General features: G+C 36.9%; 16 protein-coding genes and 1 riboswitch. Of the genes, 14 read left to right on the forward strand and 2 right to left on the reverse strand.

Features of this window, described 5'->3' with window-relative positions; translation table 11 throughout:
• The first annotated feature begins 203 nt into the window (after window positions 1-203).
• Window positions 204-584 carry an FAS1-like dehydratase domain-containing protein gene (locus HR057_RS11620; RefSeq protein WP_173731611.1) on the forward strand — a complete coding sequence of 127 codons (381 nt, stop codon included), beginning with the start codon at window positions 204-206 and terminating at the stop codon, window positions 582-584.
• A 31-nt stretch (window positions 585-615) separates the two neighbouring features.
• On the opposite strand, the gene rocF is transcribed toward HR057_RS11620, so the two are convergent.
• Window positions 616-1,512 (reverse strand): arginase, encoded by an 897-nt coding sequence (rocF, locus tag HR057_RS11625; protein ID WP_173731612.1) that lies wholly within the window; start codon window positions 1,510-1,512, stop codon window positions 616-618.
• Window positions 1,513-1,719: 207 nt separating this feature from the next.
• Here rocF and HR057_RS11630 point away from each other — a divergent pair, with 207 nt between their 5' ends.
• The 10 genes from HR057_RS11630 (at window position 1,720) to HR057_RS11675 (ending at window position 11,625) form a co-directional block, all read left to right on the forward strand.
• The gene (locus tag HR057_RS11630; RefSeq protein ID WP_173731613.1) at window positions 1,720-2,658 is read left to right on the forward strand and encodes a DMT family transporter; all 939 of its coding nucleotides are present in this window, start codon (window positions 1,720-1,722) and stop codon (window positions 2,656-2,658) included.
• Between the two features lie 598 nt (window positions 2,659-3,256).
• A complete protein-coding gene (locus HR057_RS11635; RefSeq protein ID WP_173731614.1) occupies window positions 3,257-3,766 on the forward strand; it encodes a hypothetical protein in 510 nt (169 codons plus the stop codon).
• Window positions 3,767-3,800: 34 nt separating this feature from the next.
• A riboswitch (guanidine-I (ykkC/yxkD leader) is annotated at window positions 3,801-3,924 on the forward strand.
• Window positions 3,925-4,072: 148 nt separating this feature from the next.
• Window positions 4,073-4,408 (forward strand): DMT family transporter, encoded by a 336-nt coding sequence (locus HR057_RS11640; protein ID WP_173731615.1) that lies wholly within the window; start codon window positions 4,073-4,075, stop codon window positions 4,406-4,408.
• A 3-nt stretch (window positions 4,409-4,411) separates the two neighbouring features.
• Window positions 4,412-4,732 (forward strand): DMT family transporter, encoded by a 321-nt coding sequence (locus HR057_RS11645; protein ID WP_173731616.1) that lies wholly within the window; start codon window positions 4,412-4,414, stop codon window positions 4,730-4,732.
• Between the two features lie 166 nt (window positions 4,733-4,898).
• A complete protein-coding gene (locus tag HR057_RS11650; RefSeq protein ID WP_173731617.1) occupies window positions 4,899-5,651 on the forward strand; it encodes a DeoR/GlpR family DNA-binding transcription regulator in 753 nt (250 codons plus the stop codon).
• The gene (gene pfkB / locus HR057_RS11655) at window positions 5,648-6,562 is read left to right on the forward strand and encodes a 1-phosphofructokinase (RefSeq protein ID WP_173731618.1); all 915 of its coding nucleotides are present in this window, start codon (window positions 5,648-5,650) and stop codon (window positions 6,560-6,562) included. Before HR057_RS11650 ends, pfkB begins: the two co-directional genes overlap by 4 nt.
• Before the next feature lie 16 nt (window positions 6,563-6,578).
• Window positions 6,579-8,456, forward strand: coding sequence for a PTS fructose transporter subunit IIABC (locus HR057_RS11660; protein WP_173731619.1), 1,878 nt, complete (start codon window positions 6,579-6,581; stop codon window positions 8,454-8,456).
• 105 nt (window positions 8,457-8,561) lie between these two features.
• The gene (locus HR057_RS11665; protein WP_173731620.1) at window positions 8,562-8,828 is read left to right on the forward strand and encodes a phosphocarrier protein HPr; all 267 of its coding nucleotides are present in this window, start codon (window positions 8,562-8,564) and stop codon (window positions 8,826-8,828) included.
• A 179-nt stretch (window positions 8,829-9,007) separates the two neighbouring features.
• Window positions 9,008-10,720 (forward strand): phosphoenolpyruvate--protein phosphotransferase, encoded by a 1,713-nt coding sequence (gene ptsP / locus HR057_RS11670; RefSeq protein WP_173731621.1) that lies wholly within the window; start codon window positions 9,008-9,010, stop codon window positions 10,718-10,720.
• A 452-nt stretch (window positions 10,721-11,172) separates the two neighbouring features.
• Window positions 11,173-11,625, forward strand: a complete 453-nt coding sequence (locus HR057_RS11675) for an SRPBCC family protein (RefSeq protein ID WP_173731622.1) — start codon at window positions 11,173-11,175, stop codon at window positions 11,623-11,625.
• Window positions 11,626-11,959: 334 nt separating this feature from the next.
• On the opposite strand, the gene HR057_RS11680 is transcribed toward HR057_RS11675, so the two are convergent.
• Complete coding sequence (locus HR057_RS11680) at window positions 11,960-12,427, reverse strand: acyl-CoA thioesterase (protein ID WP_173731623.1); 468 nt, start codon at window positions 12,425-12,427, stop codon at window positions 11,960-11,962.
• Between the two features lie 433 nt (window positions 12,428-12,860).
• On the opposite strand from HR057_RS11680, the gene HR057_RS11685 reads away from it, so the two are divergent.
• The 3 genes from HR057_RS11685 to kamA all read left to right on the forward strand — a co-directional run bounded on the left by HR057_RS11685 (window position 12,861) and on the right by kamA (window position 16,946).
• A complete protein-coding gene (locus HR057_RS11685) occupies window positions 12,861-14,270 on the forward strand; it encodes a sigma-54 interaction domain-containing protein (protein WP_329955877.1) in 1,410 nt (469 codons plus the stop codon).
• Between the two features lie 80 nt (window positions 14,271-14,350).
• Entirely contained in the window at window positions 14,351-15,220 is an 870-nt protein-coding gene (gene ablB, locus HR057_RS11690; RefSeq protein WP_173731624.1) for a putative beta-lysine N-acetyltransferase, read from the forward strand.
• Window positions 15,221-15,503: 283 nt separating this feature from the next.
• Entirely contained in the window at window positions 15,504-16,946 is a 1,443-nt protein-coding gene (kamA, locus tag HR057_RS11695) for a lysine 2,3-aminomutase (protein ID WP_173731625.1), read from the forward strand.
• Window positions 16,947-16,974: the final 28 nt, after the last annotated feature.

Consider the following 16,974-nt stretch of genomic DNA (forward strand, 5'->3'; position numbering starts at 1 on the left):
ACTTTATCGTAATTAAAAAATAGATTTTTCATACAGCATATTAAATCCATAATCTATACAGACAAGATCTATATAAATACTTCTTGTTCTTAATTAGTATTTTCTATTATTATGGAGTTTTCATTGAAGGAACATTATATTTTTGTTAGTTTAATATTCAGATTATTTGGAATTGTGTTGATGATAAATTTGGGGGAGATTTTATGTCATTAAAAGTAGGGGATATTCTTACGTTTCAACGTACCTTTACAGAAAGGGATGTTGAGTTGTTTACTGAAATTTCAGGTGATAGGGGGATCCATCATATAACTCCCGATGCACAAGGGAGGTATGTTGTTCAAGGCTTGTTAACGGCAACGTTGCCGACAAAAATTGGCGGGGATCATAACGTATTGGCTCGTACGATGAATTTTGAGTTTTTTAGACCGGTGTATACAGGAGATACAATCAATTGTGAAGTAAAAATTGAAAAATATGAAAGGCAAGAAAATAACAGAACAGCTATTCAAGCTTCTTTTTTATGCAAAAATCAGCATGGAAAAGAAGTGCTAAAAGGGGATTTTGCAGGTGTTATTTTTCATTAAAAAAGGGGGATTGTCCCCCTTGTATGATTTTTTACAAAAGTTTTTCTCCGAAAAGAGACCCCATTAATGCAACTGCAACAGAAGCGGTCTTGTTTCTTTCATCTAGGATTGGGTTTACTTCAACAAATTCAGCTGATGTAATCAATTTTGATTCTTCAAGCATTTCCATAGCTAAGTTGCTTTCGCGGTAACTAATACCACCTAATACTGGTGTTCCAACTCCTGGAGCATCACTAGGGTCCAATCCGTCTAAATCAAGCGATAAGTGGACGCCGTCTGTTTTGTCTTTTAAATATTGAATCGTTTCTTCCATAACCTTTGTCATACCAAGCCGGTCAATTTCGTGCATCGTATAGACTTTTATTCCTTTTGAGCGGATCAAGTCTTTTTCACCCGGATCGATTGAACGGGCACCGATAATAACGATATTTTCAGGCTTTACTTTAGGAGCATATCCTAAAATGTTTGTTAATGACGGATGTCCAAGACCTAAGCTGACGGCCAAAGGCATGCCATGAATATTGCCTGACGGAGAAGTTTCCTCAGTATTTAAGTCTGCATGGGCATCATACCAAATGACTCCTAAGTTTTGATAATGTTTCGATATACCTGCAAGAGTTCCTATCGAAATGCTATGGTCCCCACCGAATACTAGTGGAAATGAACCTGATTCAACTACTTTATCCACAACAGTTGCCAGTTTCGTATTCGCTTCTGTTACCGCTTTCAAATGTTTTAAATTTGTAGTTCCTTCATCAACATTTGATCTGCCAATTTCAATATCACCTTTATCTTCGATTATGTAATTTAGTTTCTCGAGACGCTCAATTACACCGGCATAACGAATTGCGCTTGGCCCCATATCTACTCCGCGCCTTGATTGTCCTAAGTCCATCGGAACGCCAATGATTGATATATGTTTTTTCATAAATTGAGCCCCCTAATTCAAAGATGGTTTCATTATAAATGATTTGTAAAAGGTGGTTCAACTTAACAATTTTTTGCATAAATATTCCTTTAATCTCTATAATTCATTTGAAGAATAAAGTTGTATAAAGTAAAAAGATTGAACAATTTGCGTGTTCAGTCTTAAAATGGAACAAAATGGTCCAGATAGATGAGGAGAGAAAAATAGATGATAGATAATAAAGGAACGATTGGACATTTATCAGCATTGCTTACAATTTTAATCTGGGGGACGACTTTTATTTCAACAAAAATTTTACTTGAAGATTTTACTCCCATTGAGATTCTATTTTACCGTTTTACAATGGGACTCTTGGCGTTGTTTCTTATATATCCTCATGTTTTTAAAGTGAAGGATCGGAAGAGTGAACTTCTATTTGCGGGTGCTGGTTTATGCGGTGTGACTTTGTATTACCTTTTGGAAAATATCGCTTTAACTTTTACGATGGCTTCAAATGTTGGGGTGATTTGTTCATTATCACCGTTTTTTACAGCGATTTTTGCTTCAATATTTTTAAAAGAAGAGCCGCTTCGGGCTAATTTCTTTATCGGATTTATTGTAGCAATGGCTGGCATTACGTTGATCAGCTTTAATGGAGCATCGAATTTTCAGATTAATCCATTAGGTGACTTGTTGGCAGTAGGCGCCACAATTGTTTGGGCTGTGTATTCGGTCATCATGAAAAAAATTAGTAGTTTCGGGTTTAATACGATTCAAATTACAAGAAGAGTCTTTTTTTATGGGGTTTTATTTATGATTCCAGCGCTGTTTCTGTCTGACTTTAGTTTTGAACTATCACGTTTTGCTAACCCGGTTCAAATATTTAATATTTTATTTTTAGGACTTGGAGCTTCTGCCCTCTGCTTTGTAACTTGGAATTATGCTGTGAAGATTGTAGGAGCTGTAAAAACAAGTGTTTATATTTACATGGTTCCTGTTGTGACAGTTATAACTTCGATGATTGTACTGCATGAACCTATGACTGGAATGGCTGCTTTAGGAACGGTTCTAACACTAGCCGGCCTCTTTTTATCAGAAAATAATGTTCGTATAAAAAATAAACGGTACGAGTTGAAACGGTCGGCCAATAATAGTTTTTCTAAATGAGACAACGTTCAGCAGTTCATATATTAGTGAGAAGATTTTTATATTCATAAAATTTCTAAAAAGCGGAACCATAGTAATAAATGAATAATAGAAATTTTATGCTGGAATCGTTGGAGTGGTTATGATTGTCTCTGGCAATTACTTCTATTTTGACTTTGCTTTTAATAATTGCTTATTTTTCAACTAAGAGAAATTTGCATATTTATGAACAATTTTTTTTATTTTTTATTGTAGTCTTTATTTATTCGACCTATCAAACAATCATGATTGTAAACGTTGAACATTGGCAACTTTGTGAAAAGGCTATTTGCATAATTACATATCTAATAAATGGAAATATTTATGTTCCTTTTGCATTTTTATGGTTAATAGATCGTTGGTATGGGGTAAAAGGGAACTTTATGAATTATTTGTTTCTCTTTCTTTGTTTTATTTCACTTTTGTTTCTAGGAGAATATGTATTATTTCGTTTTGAAGTTTTCAAAACAAACGATTGGAATAGCTGGATGTCTGCTTTAGTATGGCTCTTCTTGGCTGGTTTCATATTTATTGCACAAAAGCTTTTTAGGAGGCTTCTAAAAAAAGAGGGGGGTGTTCCATGAGCACATTGCTTCCTCTCCCGGTTGTTTTTGATAAGAATGAATGGTTTGTAATCATCATGGTCATCATTTCATATTCCATTCTCTTTTTTCGCTCAAAATTTATACCATGGAGCATTATTATCTTATTAATTTTGTTTTCTGCAGCGATTGCCAGAATGGCTGACCAAATACTGGCCAAACCGATGATTGATTATTATGATATTATGGATAGTGACAAATATGAGCTTTTTGGTTTTTTTACATATTTCCTATATGGCCCTATTGCATATTTATTTGTTTTTTTCTATGAGAAGTTCAATATTCAAGGTCTATCAATTTTATTTTATATAGTTGGTTGGTCGCTCATTAGTGTTATATTTGAATGGATAACCGTTTGGTTCGGTGTTTTTACATTTAAGGAATGGATTCCGCTTTATTCATTTCCTGTTTACTTATTTGTTCAATCATTAACGTTATTATTTTATCTTTTTCTAAAACGGCATAAAGCTGTGGCTAAAGTTAAATGAGTGGATTTTTGCAATCATCATTAGTAAAATATTCTTAATTGCTTTCTAGGGTTCCGCAACAAAGATTGTCTGTGAATATATGGAGAAATTTTGTTGGACTGGTCCGAGAGAAAGCACACAGCTAAGCTGTGACACGGAGGGATAAAAGCCCGGGAGATGCTGAAAAACAGTATTCTCTTCGGGTTTTTTATTTTGCTATTAGAATACGTAAAGGGCGTACATGACATGTTAAACGTTGCTTTTGTTATTTTGTGTTAATACGTTTTATTGTTGAAACCGTTTATTGCTTGAGAGTGGGGGATGGGAATGAATAAAAACTGGATGCTTGTATATATCGGTGCTTTTTTTGAAGTACTTTGGGTGATTGGAATGAAACATGCGGAAAATTTTTGGGGATGGATCGGTACAGCTATTTCGATTTGGCTAAGTTTTTACTTTATGATAAAAGCTGGACGAAAGCTGCCAGTTGGCACAGTTTATTCGGTTTTTGTAGGGCTCGGTACAGCAGGCACCGTCCTTTGTGACATTTTATTCTTTGGTGAAACGTTTCACCTAGGAAAAATCACATTAATTTTGACGCTACTAGCCGGAGTTATTGGCTTAAAACTTGTCACGAAGGAAGAAGTGAAAGAGGAGGGGTAGGAGATGGCTTGGCTTTCAGTGACCATTGCAGGTTTGTTTGAAGTGTTTGGCGTTTTAATGATTAATCAATGGAACAGAAAACGTAATTGGAAATCTATGTTAATGTTAGTTCTTTGTTTTGGAGGAAGTTTTTTATTTCTTGCCATTGCAATGCAGTCTTTGCCAATGGGAATTGCCTATGCGATTTGGACAGGAATTGGTGCTTCAGGAGGAGCTATTTTAGGGATTATATTCCATGGAGAGCCAAAAGATTGGAAACGGATTTTGTTCATTATGATGATTATCGGTTCAGTCGTTGGCTTAAAGCTCATTTCTTCAGAATGAAAAGGTCGAGGATGGGAAATATTATTTTCCATTCTTTTTTTATTTTTATTGATTGGTTATGATTGGTTTTGGGTGTTTATGACTGAAATTGATTGATTTTTATAGTTTTTGAATGTAAAATATAAATATAAATTCAAAGTTGAAAACGTTTTAGGAGGTGGTGTGTTTGTTAGAACACGAACGCCATCGATTGATTTTAGATGTATTGAAACAAAAAAATACAGTCAAGCTGCAAGAGTTAGTGGAGCTAACAAATTGTTCGGAATCAACGATCCGCCGAGATTTGACCCATTTGGAACAAAAAAAATTTTTAAAAAGAGTTCACGGTGGTGCTGCGAGGCTTCAAGGGAAACTTGAAGAACCTACGATGTTTGAAAAATCATCCAAAAACGTTCAAGCAAAACGGAAAATCGCTCAATATGCTGCAAGTTTAGTAGAAGAAGGTGACAGCATTTATTTAGATGCTGGCTCAACAGTATATGAGATGATTCCATTCTTACCCCCTAGCATTGTCGTTGTAACAAATGGGCTTATGCACGTGAATGATTTACTTGGGAAAAATATAAAAACATATTTAATTGGTGGTTTTGTCAAACCGACAACTAGAGCGGTGATTGGCCGTGGAGCAATCGAAAGTTTGGAGCAATACCGTTTCGATAAATGTTTTTTAGGTGTGAATGGTATTCATCCTGAATTTGGTTTTACAACACCAGACCAGGAAGAAGCAATGATTAAGAAAATGGCTTTATCGTTAGCCCGTGAAGCTTATGTGTTAGCGGATGAAACGAAGTTTTCAGAAATTGCGTTTGCCAAGATTGCAGATTTAAATGAAGCAACTATTATTACGACGGATTTGGATCAAGAATTGCAAGAAGATTTTTACAGTAAGGCAAACATAAAGGTGGTAACTTCTAAATGATTCATACTTTAACGTTAAACCCATCGCTTGATTATATTGTAGAACTGGATCAAGTAAGATTAGGAGAACTCAATCGAACGAAAAAGGAATCTAAATTTCCTGGCGGAAAAGGGATTAATGTTTCACAAGTTTTAAAAAGATTTTCTGTTAACAGCAAGGCTCTAGGATTTCTAGGTGGTTTTACAGGCGCATTTATTGAGGAATATCTTAAAAATCTAAATATAGACACTGATTTTGTGGAAATAAGTGAAGATACAAGAATTAATGTAAAGTTGAAATCCGAAAAAGAGACTGAAATCAACGCACGAGGGCCACAGATTACATCGGTGCATATTAAAAAATTGAAGAAAAAAATCAGCAAACTTACAAGTGACGATTTATTAGTCCTTGCAGGCAGCATTCCTTCTTCTATGCCAACAGATACGTATGAAGAATTGGTGAAAATATGCAATGAAAATGGAACGAAGTTTGTTGTTGATGCCGAGGGAGACTTGTTAAGAACCATTTTGCCATTCAATCCGTTTTTAATAAAGCCAAATCACCATGAACTTGGTGATTTATTCCAGACGGAAATTTCAAGTTGTAAAGAGGCTATTCCCTACGGTAAAGAGCTGGTCAATAGAGGTGCGCAAAATGTTATTATTTCCCTCGCTGAAAAAGGCGCCGTTTTTGTAAATGAGACCCAAGTTTTCATTGCCTCTGTTCCAAAAGGAGAGGTTAAAAGTTCGGTAGGGGCAGGCGATTCAATGGTCGCTGGTTTTTTAGCAGCATTTGAGAAGACGGGAGTTATTGAGGAATCTTTCCGTTACAGTGTCGCAGCTGGAAGCGCTACAGCTTTTTCGATCGGTCTATGTACAGCTGAAAAAGTAGAAAGTTTGCTTCCACATGTCGTTTTGGAAAGAGTCGAATGATAAAGGAGTGACAATGATGAGAATTATAGAGCTATTAACGAAAGAAACGATCAACCTTTCGTTAAAAAGTGAGAAAAAATTGGACGTCATTGATGAGTTAGTAACAGTGTTAGACCAGGCTGGTAAATTAACAGATAAAGTTGCATTTAAAGAAGCAATTTTAAATAGAGAAGAACAAAGCACAACAGGTATTGGTGAAGGGATCGCTATTCCTCATGCGAAAACAAAAGTGGTCAAACAAGCAGCAATCGCTTTTGGACGATCAACGGCTGGCATCGACTTTGAATCACTTGACGGTAAACCTGCCCATCTTTTCTTTATGATTGCCGCTCCAGAAGGTGCCAACAATACTCATTTGGAAACATTATCGAGACTTGCTGTCATTTTAATGAAAGAAGAAGTGCGAAAACAGTTGCTTAAGGCAAGCTCAGAAGATGAAGTAATCGATATTTTGAACCGTTATGATGAAGATGATAAAGAGGAAGAGAAATCTAATGATGGAAAGAAACCATTTATCGTCGCTGTAACGGCTTGTCCAACTGGTATTGCCCATACGTACATGGCCGCTGATTCTTTAAAAGCAAAAGCAGAGGAAATGGGCGTAGATTTAAAGGTTGAAACGAGAGGATCGAGCGGCGCAAAAAATGTGTTAACTTCAGAAGATATTGACAACGCTCTCGCTGTCATTGTAGCTGCTGATACGAAAGTAGATATGGAGCGTTTTCGAGGCAAGCATGTGATTGAAACAGCAGTAGCCGAAGGTATCCGTAAGCCTAAGGAATTAATAGAGAAAGCTTTAAAGCAGGATGCTCCTATTTATCAAAGTAGTGGAAATGAAAAGGATGATGAAGAAAAGGAAGCAACAGGCAGAAGAATTGGGGCAGCCATTTATAAACATTTAATGAATGGTGTATCCAATATGCTTCCATTTGTTGTTGGAGGCGGTATTTTAATTGCGGTCAGCTTTATGTTTGGTTTTAATGCTTTTAACCCAGATGACCCTACTTATCACCCAATTGCAGAAGCATTGATGACAATTGGCGGGGGAAATGCCTTTGCTCTTATGGTTCCCGTATTAGCTGGATTTATTGCAATGAGCATCGCAGACCGTCCAGGCTTTGCACCGGGAATGGTTGGCGGCATGTTGGCTACAAGCGGCGGTGCCGGATTTTTAGGAGGTCTTGTCGCTGGATTTTTAGCTGGTTATTTAGTAGTTGGTTTGAAAAAATTATTAGCAGGCCTTCCTTCAGCCATTGAAGGCATTAAAACCATTTTGCTTTACCCGTTATTAGGCATTGCGTTTACTGGGTTTATTATGATTTATATCGTCAATAAACCAGTTGGTGCCTTAAATACTGCCATTACAGAGTGGTTATCCGGATTAGGTACAGCCAACGCAATTCTTCTTGGTATTATTTTAGGGTTCATGATGGCTTTTGACATGGGAGGACCTGTTAACAAAGCAGCTTATGTGTTCGGTACAGGGCTTTTAGCTAATGGTGTATACGAGCCGATGGCAGCGGTCATGGCAGCAGGTATGGTACCGCCTCTAGGAATTGCTTTGGCAACAACGATTTTTAGGAAAAAGTTTAGTAAACAAGATCAACAAGCTGGAAAAGTGAACTATATTATGGGGTTGTCGTTTATTACAGAAGGAGCCATTCCATTTGCAGCAGCGGATCCGGTTCGCGTTATTCCATCCATCATGGCTGGATCTGCTGTAACAGGTGCATTATCGATGATGTTCGGAATTGGCCTTCGGGCACCACACGGCGGAGTTTTCGTCATGCCGTTAGTTGATGGCAACTGGCTTCTATATTTGTTGGCTGTCATCATTGGTTCGTTTGTAACTGCAATCTTATTAGGAATCTTGAAAAAACCGGTACAACAATAATCAATTCAATAATAAATAGGTAACTAGGTCTTAAGTAGACAGCAATAATTGCCAAAGGGAATCTTATTCCCTCATGTAAGGGCATTTTTAAGAGGAGGAACACTCATGGTTGCAAAAAATTTTACAATTACTAGTGATTCAGGACTACACGCACGACCATCAACAGCATTAGTTAGTGCTGTTATGCCGTTTAAATCAGATATTATGCTTGAATATAAAGGGAAGCAAGTTAATTTAAAATCAATAATGGGTGTCATGTCTCTCGGTGTTCCAAAAGGGGCAACTGTAACTATTACGGCTAACGGAGATGATGAAGAACAAGCCATTGCCAAAGTTGGTGAAGTTATGAAAAGTGAAGGGCTTGCAGAATAATTGAAAAGATTATAGAAATTTTAGCGTTCTTTGCTTGATTTTCAGAGATTGAAGAATAATTGAAAAGGTAAAGGTGGCATAAAAGCTATCTTTACCTTTCGTATATTTCCGTCGTTGTGGAGGAGCTTTTCAAGAGAATTTGATTACGATTTCATATATAAGTGAGGGATTTACCAAAAATGACTACAATCATTACGGGGATTGCAGCATCTCCAGGAATTTCTATAGGGAAAGCATTCCGGATGCGAAATCCAGACCTTCATGTAGAGAAAACGACAATAACAGATGTAAATGCGGAAGTATTACGTTTGGAAGAAGCCATTAATAAAGCAAAATTAGATTTAGAAGCCATTAAAGAACATACACGCCTACAACTAGGTGATGATAAAGCAGCAATTTTTGCAGCCCATCTCCTTGTTTTAAGTGACCCAGAGCTCATCCAACCGATCAAAGAAAAGATTACAGTTGAACAAGTAAATGCTGAATTTGCCTTGCAAGAAGTAGCCGCAATGTTTATTTCCATGTTTGAAGCGATGGATAATGATTATATGAAAGAACGTGCGGCTGATCTCCGTGATGTGACAAAACGAGTTCTAGCTCATTTATTAGGAACGGAAATTGTTAGTCCGAGCATGATTACTGAAGAAGTCATTATAATTGCAGAAGATTTAACACCATCCGATACGGCGCAATTAAACCGCAAACTTGTTAAAGGTTTTACAACAGATATCGGCGGGAGGACATCACATTCTGCCATTATGGCCCGGTCGATGGAAATTCCGGCAGTTGTCGGCACGAAAACTGTTACTACAGCAATAGAAACAGGCATGGTGGTCATTGTAGATGGACTTGATGGAAAAGTTATTGTAAATCCATCTGATGATATGATTAAACAATATGAGAAGAAAAAAGCTAATTATGATGTTCAAAAAGCTGAATGGGCAAAACTTGTCAATGAAAAAACTGTTTCTCGGGATGGATATCGTGTAGAATTGGCTGCCAATATTGGTTCCCCTGATGATGTCAAAGGTGTGCTGGAAAATGGAGGAGAAGGGATCGGATTATATCGAACTGAGTTTTTATATATGGGCCGTGAAACACTTCCAACGGAAGATGAACAATTTGAAGCTTATAAAACTGTGTTGGAACGGATGGAGGGAAAGCCGGTTGTTGTCCGTACATTAGATATCGGCGGTGATAAAGAGCTGCCATATTTATCTCTACCAAAGGAAATGAATCCGTTCTTAGGTTTCCGTGCGATTCGTTTATGTTTAGACATGAAAGAAATGTTTCGGACTCAACTTCGTGCACTACTACGTGCAAGCATTTATGGAAACTTAAAAATCATGTTTCCAATGATTGCGACAATAGATGAATTTCGAAAAGCAAAGGCTATACTAAATGAAGAAAAGGAACGTCTAAAGGAAAAAAATATTTCTGTTTCTGGCCAAATTGAAGTAGGGATGATGGTAGAGATTCCATCTTCAGCAGTGATGGCGGATTGTTTTGCAAAAGAAGTTGATTTCTTTTCAATTGGAACAAATGATTTAATCCAATACACATTGGCAGCCGACCGTATGAATGAACGTGTTTCATATCTTTATCAGCCATACAATCCAGCGATTTTACGATTAGTGAAAATGGTCATTGATGCGGCGCATAAAGAAGGAAAATGGGTTGGCATGTGCGGTGAAATGGCTGGCGATGAAATAGCAATCCCCATTTTACTCGGCTTAGGTCTTGATGAATTTAGTATGAGTGCTACATCTATTTTACCGGCAAGAAGCCAAATTTCGAAGTTATCAAAAAAAGAACTAGCCGTTGTTGCAGAGCAGGCATTAACAATGAGTACAGCAGATGAAGTTGCTGGACTTATTCGAAGCATCCTTTAATTAAATGTTTATTTAAAAATTGTGTGTATAAAGCTAAGAATAATATATGGGAACATTTAGTTTTTCTAAGTTTTATGATCTAGATAAGATATTCAAATGTATAAAGATGGGAAGAGGGGCGTTCAGTCGGTGAAAAGGTAACTTTCTGAATAGCCCCCCATTTCGTTTCTGGTAATAGATTTGTTTTTTATTTGATATTCTCCCCTTAAGGTCGAGATTTGGAATAAATTTATGTCGAATGGATCCGTCGTAGTGATTAAAGTACTGAAAACCCAGCTATAGAGGTTTATATTAATCCTCCTGATTCATTTAGGCAAGAGTACTGAATCAAATATGGCTTCCCGTTAAATAAAATTTGTACTAATTATTTCTTTCCATTCAATTTCATAAATTTTATGATCGGGGATGATTAATTAAGCAGCGAATATGACATTCAATGGAGGTAGGAAAAGTTGAGTATTCATTTTGAAGTAGTAAGAACGATGGATGTACCAAAAGAAAAGGTGTATGCAGGACTGCTTGATCTTGATGCTGCTAAGAACTGGATGCAAGGTTTAGTCCGTATCGAGCGATTGGATGAAGGACCAATGCGGGTAGGGAGCGAGTGGAAGGAAACAAGAAAAATGTTCGGACATGAAGCAACTGAACATTTTGAGGTAGTCGAGCTTCGTGAAGCTGAAAAAATAGTCCTTCGTTGTGATGGAACTAAAGGGACAACTGGTAAAGGGGAATTTGTGTATACGTACTTAATCACAGATTCTGGTGATCATGTAAAAGTTACTTTATTTGGTGAAATCAAAGGGCTTACAGGTTTGACAAAATTTTTCGGAAGGATGATGGCAGGGACTTTCAAAAAAGCCTGTGCCAAAGATCTAGATGCCTTAAAGAGCTATTTGGAAAAGTAATTCGAATAATGTTCCCAAATGAAGGGAAGAAATCATCCTTGTATTCAAACATATAGGAAGGGGTCATATTAGAACGGTATTCCTGCGTTGGGCTTCTGGGACTAGGAAAGGTATCGCTGCTAATCACAGAAAGAAACATATGAGAAACTATCTTAAGTGATAAATGAATACATCCATTTTTATAATCATAATAGATACCAACGATGATTAAACGGCCTTAGCCCTATAGAATAATATAGAGCTAAAGCCGCTTAAATCATTTTTTTATTTCCTCAGTTTTCTTGACAGGGGGCTGTTTCATCTTGAAGGTCAGCCCTATCGCTTTAGTTTGAGACTATCCATTTATTGATAATCTTTGTTTCCTCCGCTTTTCAGCCTCACTAAAAAGCCTTTTTTCTTCCTCTGTTTCAGGTATGACGCCAGGAACTGGAATTGGTTTTTTATTTTCATCAACTGCAACCATCGTCAAAATTGAAGTTGTTGTTAATGTTCGTTCTCCTGTTTCTAGATGTTCAGTTTCCACTTTTACAAAAATCTCCATTGATGTTCTACCTGTTGAGATGACGCTTGCTTCCAGAAATAGAATGTCGCCAACTTTTGCAGATGAAACGAAATTGACTGTATCGATGGAAGCTGTAACGACTGCGCTTTTGCTATGTCTCATTGCTGTAATACCAGCAATTTCATCAATATAAGCCAGGACAGTTCCGCCAAAAATAGTTCCCATATGGTTTGCATCTGATGGCAAAACAAGTTTTGTCTGATAGGTGCGGGATTCATTTGCTGACTTTTTCTCGATCATGTTCGTACCCCATTTCATTTTAGAATTAAATGGATAAATTTTTCAGCACAAATGTTTGTTAGTAACTATATACCATACAAGATAAAAAAAGTCACGTTATCGAAATAGTACTTCTTTCATTTTCAATTTAGCGAGATTAGCTATTACGGACATACGCCTTCTATCATTGAGTGTATTTTACTAAAAAATTTTCAGTATAGCATTTCACATTAGATGTCTATTACCCAAACCGCTGTAGAAATTGAACTTATTGATTACTTATAGAAATTAGAAATACAGAATGGCTTTTTCTATAAAAGTATTAAAGAATGCAGCTCTAAAATATACATATAGGAGAACCATCATTTCATAAATGAACTTGAAGACGTATTTTTGATTGAAAAATTAGTGTTTCCGAGACAATTGAAATTTTTAATAATAGAGGTGTTTCCAGTTGTTTTTAAAATCGTTTGAAACGAAACAAATGCTTGAAGCGATTTTGGGAAGTATTGATGAAGCGATTCATGCAGTCAATTCTGATGGAATCACCATTTATTATAATCAAGTTGCGGCTCGTCTTGATGGGGTTGAAATAGAGGAAGTGCTAGGAAAGCATGTGCTTGATGTTTTTCCCTCATTAAGCAAGGAAACTAGTACGCTTCTGAAAGTGATCGAAACAGGAAAACCGATATATCAAGAAATGCAAACGTACAAAAACAATAAAGGCCAGTTCATTGATACGATTAATACAACGCTCCCAATTAAAGTAGGAGGCAAAATTGCCGGAGCCATTGAGATTGCTAAAGATTTAACGCGGGTAAAACAATTGTCTCAGAAACTTTATGAACTTCAAGCTAAAGTCGCCAATCAGAAAAATAAACCGAAAGCCACATCTGGTGCGAAATATCATTGGGACGATATTATAACCTCTTCTCCTCTTATGAAAAAAGTTATTGCACAAGCGAAATGGGCTTCCCAAAGTTCTTCGCCAGTAATGATTTATGGCGAAACAGGAACGGGTAAAGAGCTTCTCGTGCAGGCTATCCATAACGCTTCTCCAAGGCGAAACGGTCCTTTTATTGCCCAGAACTGTGCTTCTTTACCAGAATCATTATTAGAAAGTATTTTATTTGGTACAAAAAAAGGCAGCTTTACAGGTGCAGTTGACCGTGCTGGATTATTTGAATTGGCCCATGGAGGTACACTTTTTTTAGATGAAATTCAAACGATGCCACCCGATTTTCAAACGAAGCTATTGCGAGTCTTAGAAGATGGAGTTATCAGGAGAGTTGGAAGCACAGAGTCTTATGCAGTAGATGTGCGGGTGATCGTGGCAATGAATATTCACCCGTTGGAATGTTTGGAGAAACAATTGTTACGCTCAGATTTGTTTTATCGTCTACATGTGTTTTTAATTGAACTGCCTCCGCTTCGAGAACGAAGAGAGGATATTGTCTTACTAGCTAATCATTTTATAAAAAAGTATAATTTACAATTGTTCAAATCTGTAACTTCGATGGAAGAAAAAGTAGTCCAATATCTTAAAAGTCTTAACTGGCCTGGAAATGTACGGGAGCTGGAAAATACGATTGAGTATGCCATGAACGTTGTAGAAGGAGATTTAATACGGTTTGAACATCTTCCGGCAATGATTACAAAGGAAACTACTCATAAAGAGAAGGAAACGGTACTGCTTAGGCCTTTGCGTGAAGCACTTGAAGAAACCGAAAAGCAAATGATAAATGCTGCGTTATCGATAGCAAGTGGAAATATATCAAGAGCAGCAGACCTATTAAAAATCCCTAGACAAACGCTCCAATATAAAATGAAAAAGTACGGATTGCAAGAATCATCATCTTTTTAAATTTAGCGAGATTAGTGTGTATGGCTAAATCCAAGAGTGATGCAAACGTTAACTAAAATTGAAAGGAGGAAAAACACTCCATGAAACCACATTATGAAACGAAACTTTTAAACACACCCCATTATACGTTACAGCTTTATGTTGATTATTTTAATGAACGCCTTCGTGTCGATGATTATCGCGGCAATATGGAGCGAATAGTTAAAGTATTGTTTGAAATGATGGAAACATACTCATTTACGAAACTCATTTTTTATACAAGACGAGAACATTGGCGGAAGCTTCTTTCTAAAGGTTTTACATTAGAAGGGACGATCGATGGCTTTTTTAATGGTTCTGATAATTACATTATGACCTATTATCGGACAGACGAACGGTGTATTAGTAGAAAGTGGATTGAGGAGAATAACATTATTCAAGACATTTTTGCTAAAGGAAAAAAGACCGAAGAAGCAAACCTCCCTCAAAATTACAGTTTTCGTAAAGCAACAAACAATGATTCAACTGAACTGGCAAAATTGTATGGGCGCGTCTTTCCTGTTTATCCGACTCCAATGGATAAAGCGGAATATGTTGAGAAAATGATCAACAGCGGTACAGTCTTTTATTTAGTAGAAAAAAAGGATGGGGAAAATACGCAAATTGTTAGTGCCGCTTCAGCAGAAATCAATAAAACAAACCATAATGCAGAATTAACAGATTGTGCAACACTGCCTGAGCACCGTAAATATGGATTAATGAAAAAACTTCTTTTACAACTTGAAAAAGATTTAGTTAATGACGGAATCTATTGTGCCTATTCTTTGGCACGGGCTCTTTCCTATGGGATGAATGCGGCGCTATATCAGCTTGGGTATCAGTATAGTGGACGGTTAACGAATAACTGTTATATTTTTAGTGATCAATTTGAGGATATGAACGTTTGGGTGAAAGATTTAACTACAAAGTAACGTTGCCAATTTTTATGCATAGTGCTAAATTTTCGGCATCCAAAAATGTTTTTAACTCGTCTAAAGTGCCGGAAATTTAGCAACTTTCATTTCTTAAGCAAAACAGAAGCTAGTTATAATCTCTAATAAAAAAACTAACAGTGGGTATCTGGCTAATTTTCATCGTTTCCTCTAACAGAATGAAATTGAAATTTTATTATAAACGCCCATTTTTCAATTCAATTATTATCACTGGCACAAATCTTGCAAAAATAATTTACAAATTCGTGTGGGGGGAAACGAAATGAATTTTGATTTATATAAACCGAAAAGACATTGGAAAGAAGTTGAATTGTGGAAAGATGTTTCTGAAGAACAGTGGAATGATTGGATGTGGCAATTGACAAATACAATTCGCACGCTTGATGATTTAAAAAAGGTCATTGATTTAACACCTGAGGAAGAAGAAGGTGTAAGAATATCCACAAAAACGATTCCGCTTAACATAACTCCTTACTATGCATCATTAATGAATCCAACTGACCCGAGATGTCCAATAAGAATGCAATCTGTACCGATTGGAAAAGAAATTTACAAAACGAAATATGATTTAGAAGATCCGCTGGAAGAAGATGAAGATTCACCGACAGCGGGGCTAACCCATCGTTACCCTGACAGAGTGCTATTCCTTGTTACGAACCAGTGCTCCATGTATTGCCGCTTTTGCACACGCCGCCGGTTTTCAGGACAAATTGGCATGGGTGTTCCAAAAAAACAAATCGATAGAGCGATTGATTATATTCGAAATACACCGGAAGTGCGGGATGTTTTGCTATCTGGCGGTGACGGTCTACTCATTAATGACAACATTCTTGAATATATATTAAGAAACTTAAGAGATATTCCTCACGTTGAAATTATTCGAATCGGTACAAGAGCTCCAGTTGTCTTCCCGCAAAGAATTACGGAAAACCTCTGCAATATTTTGAAAAAATATCATCCAATTTGGTTAAATACGCATTTTAACACCCCAATTGAAATTACGGAAGAATCAAAGCGCGCTTGTGAAATGCTTGTTGATGCTGGAGTTCCAGTCGGCAATCAATCTGTCATTTTAGCAGGTATAAATGATAGCGTACCAATCATGAAAAAGCTGATGCATCAATTGGTCAAAATTCGCGTTCGACCTTATTACATTTACCAATGCGACCTTTCAGAAGGAATTGGCCATTTCCGAGCTCCAATTTCAAAAGGAATCGAAATTATTGAAGGATTGCGCGGCCATACATCAGGGTATGCAGTGCCAACATTTGTAGTCGATGCGCCTGGCGGTGGTGGAAAAATCGCTTTGCAGCCGAACTACATTCTTTCACAAAGTCCAACGAAAACAGTGCTCAGAAATTTTGAAGGAGTAATTACGACTTATCCAGAGCCAGAAAATTATGTACCAGGCAGGGCAGATGCTTATTTGAATGAAATGTTTCCTGGTCTTATCAATACCCCATCCAAAACGGGCATCACGTCATTAATGAATGATGAACAATTCAACCTAGTCCCTAAATCATTGCAGCGCCATAACCGCCGCGAAATCTTCAAACAAAGTCCTACCTACTCTTCATTAAAACAAAAGCGGGAAAAACGCGACGAACTGAAAGAGAAAAAATATCAAGCCCAGTTGAAAAAAGAAAAAATGGATAAAGGAGATGAAGAGGGTCCAGTTCATAAGGAAACAAATCAAAATGAATAAAACCTATGAAAGGAGCTGAGTAAAACAG

Origin of the sequence: Calidifontibacillus erzurumensis, assembly GCF_013303125.1 — a bacterium.
GTDB classification, from domain to species: Bacteria; Bacillota; Bacilli; order Bacillales; family Bacillaceae_J; genus Calidifontibacillus; species Calidifontibacillus erzurumensis.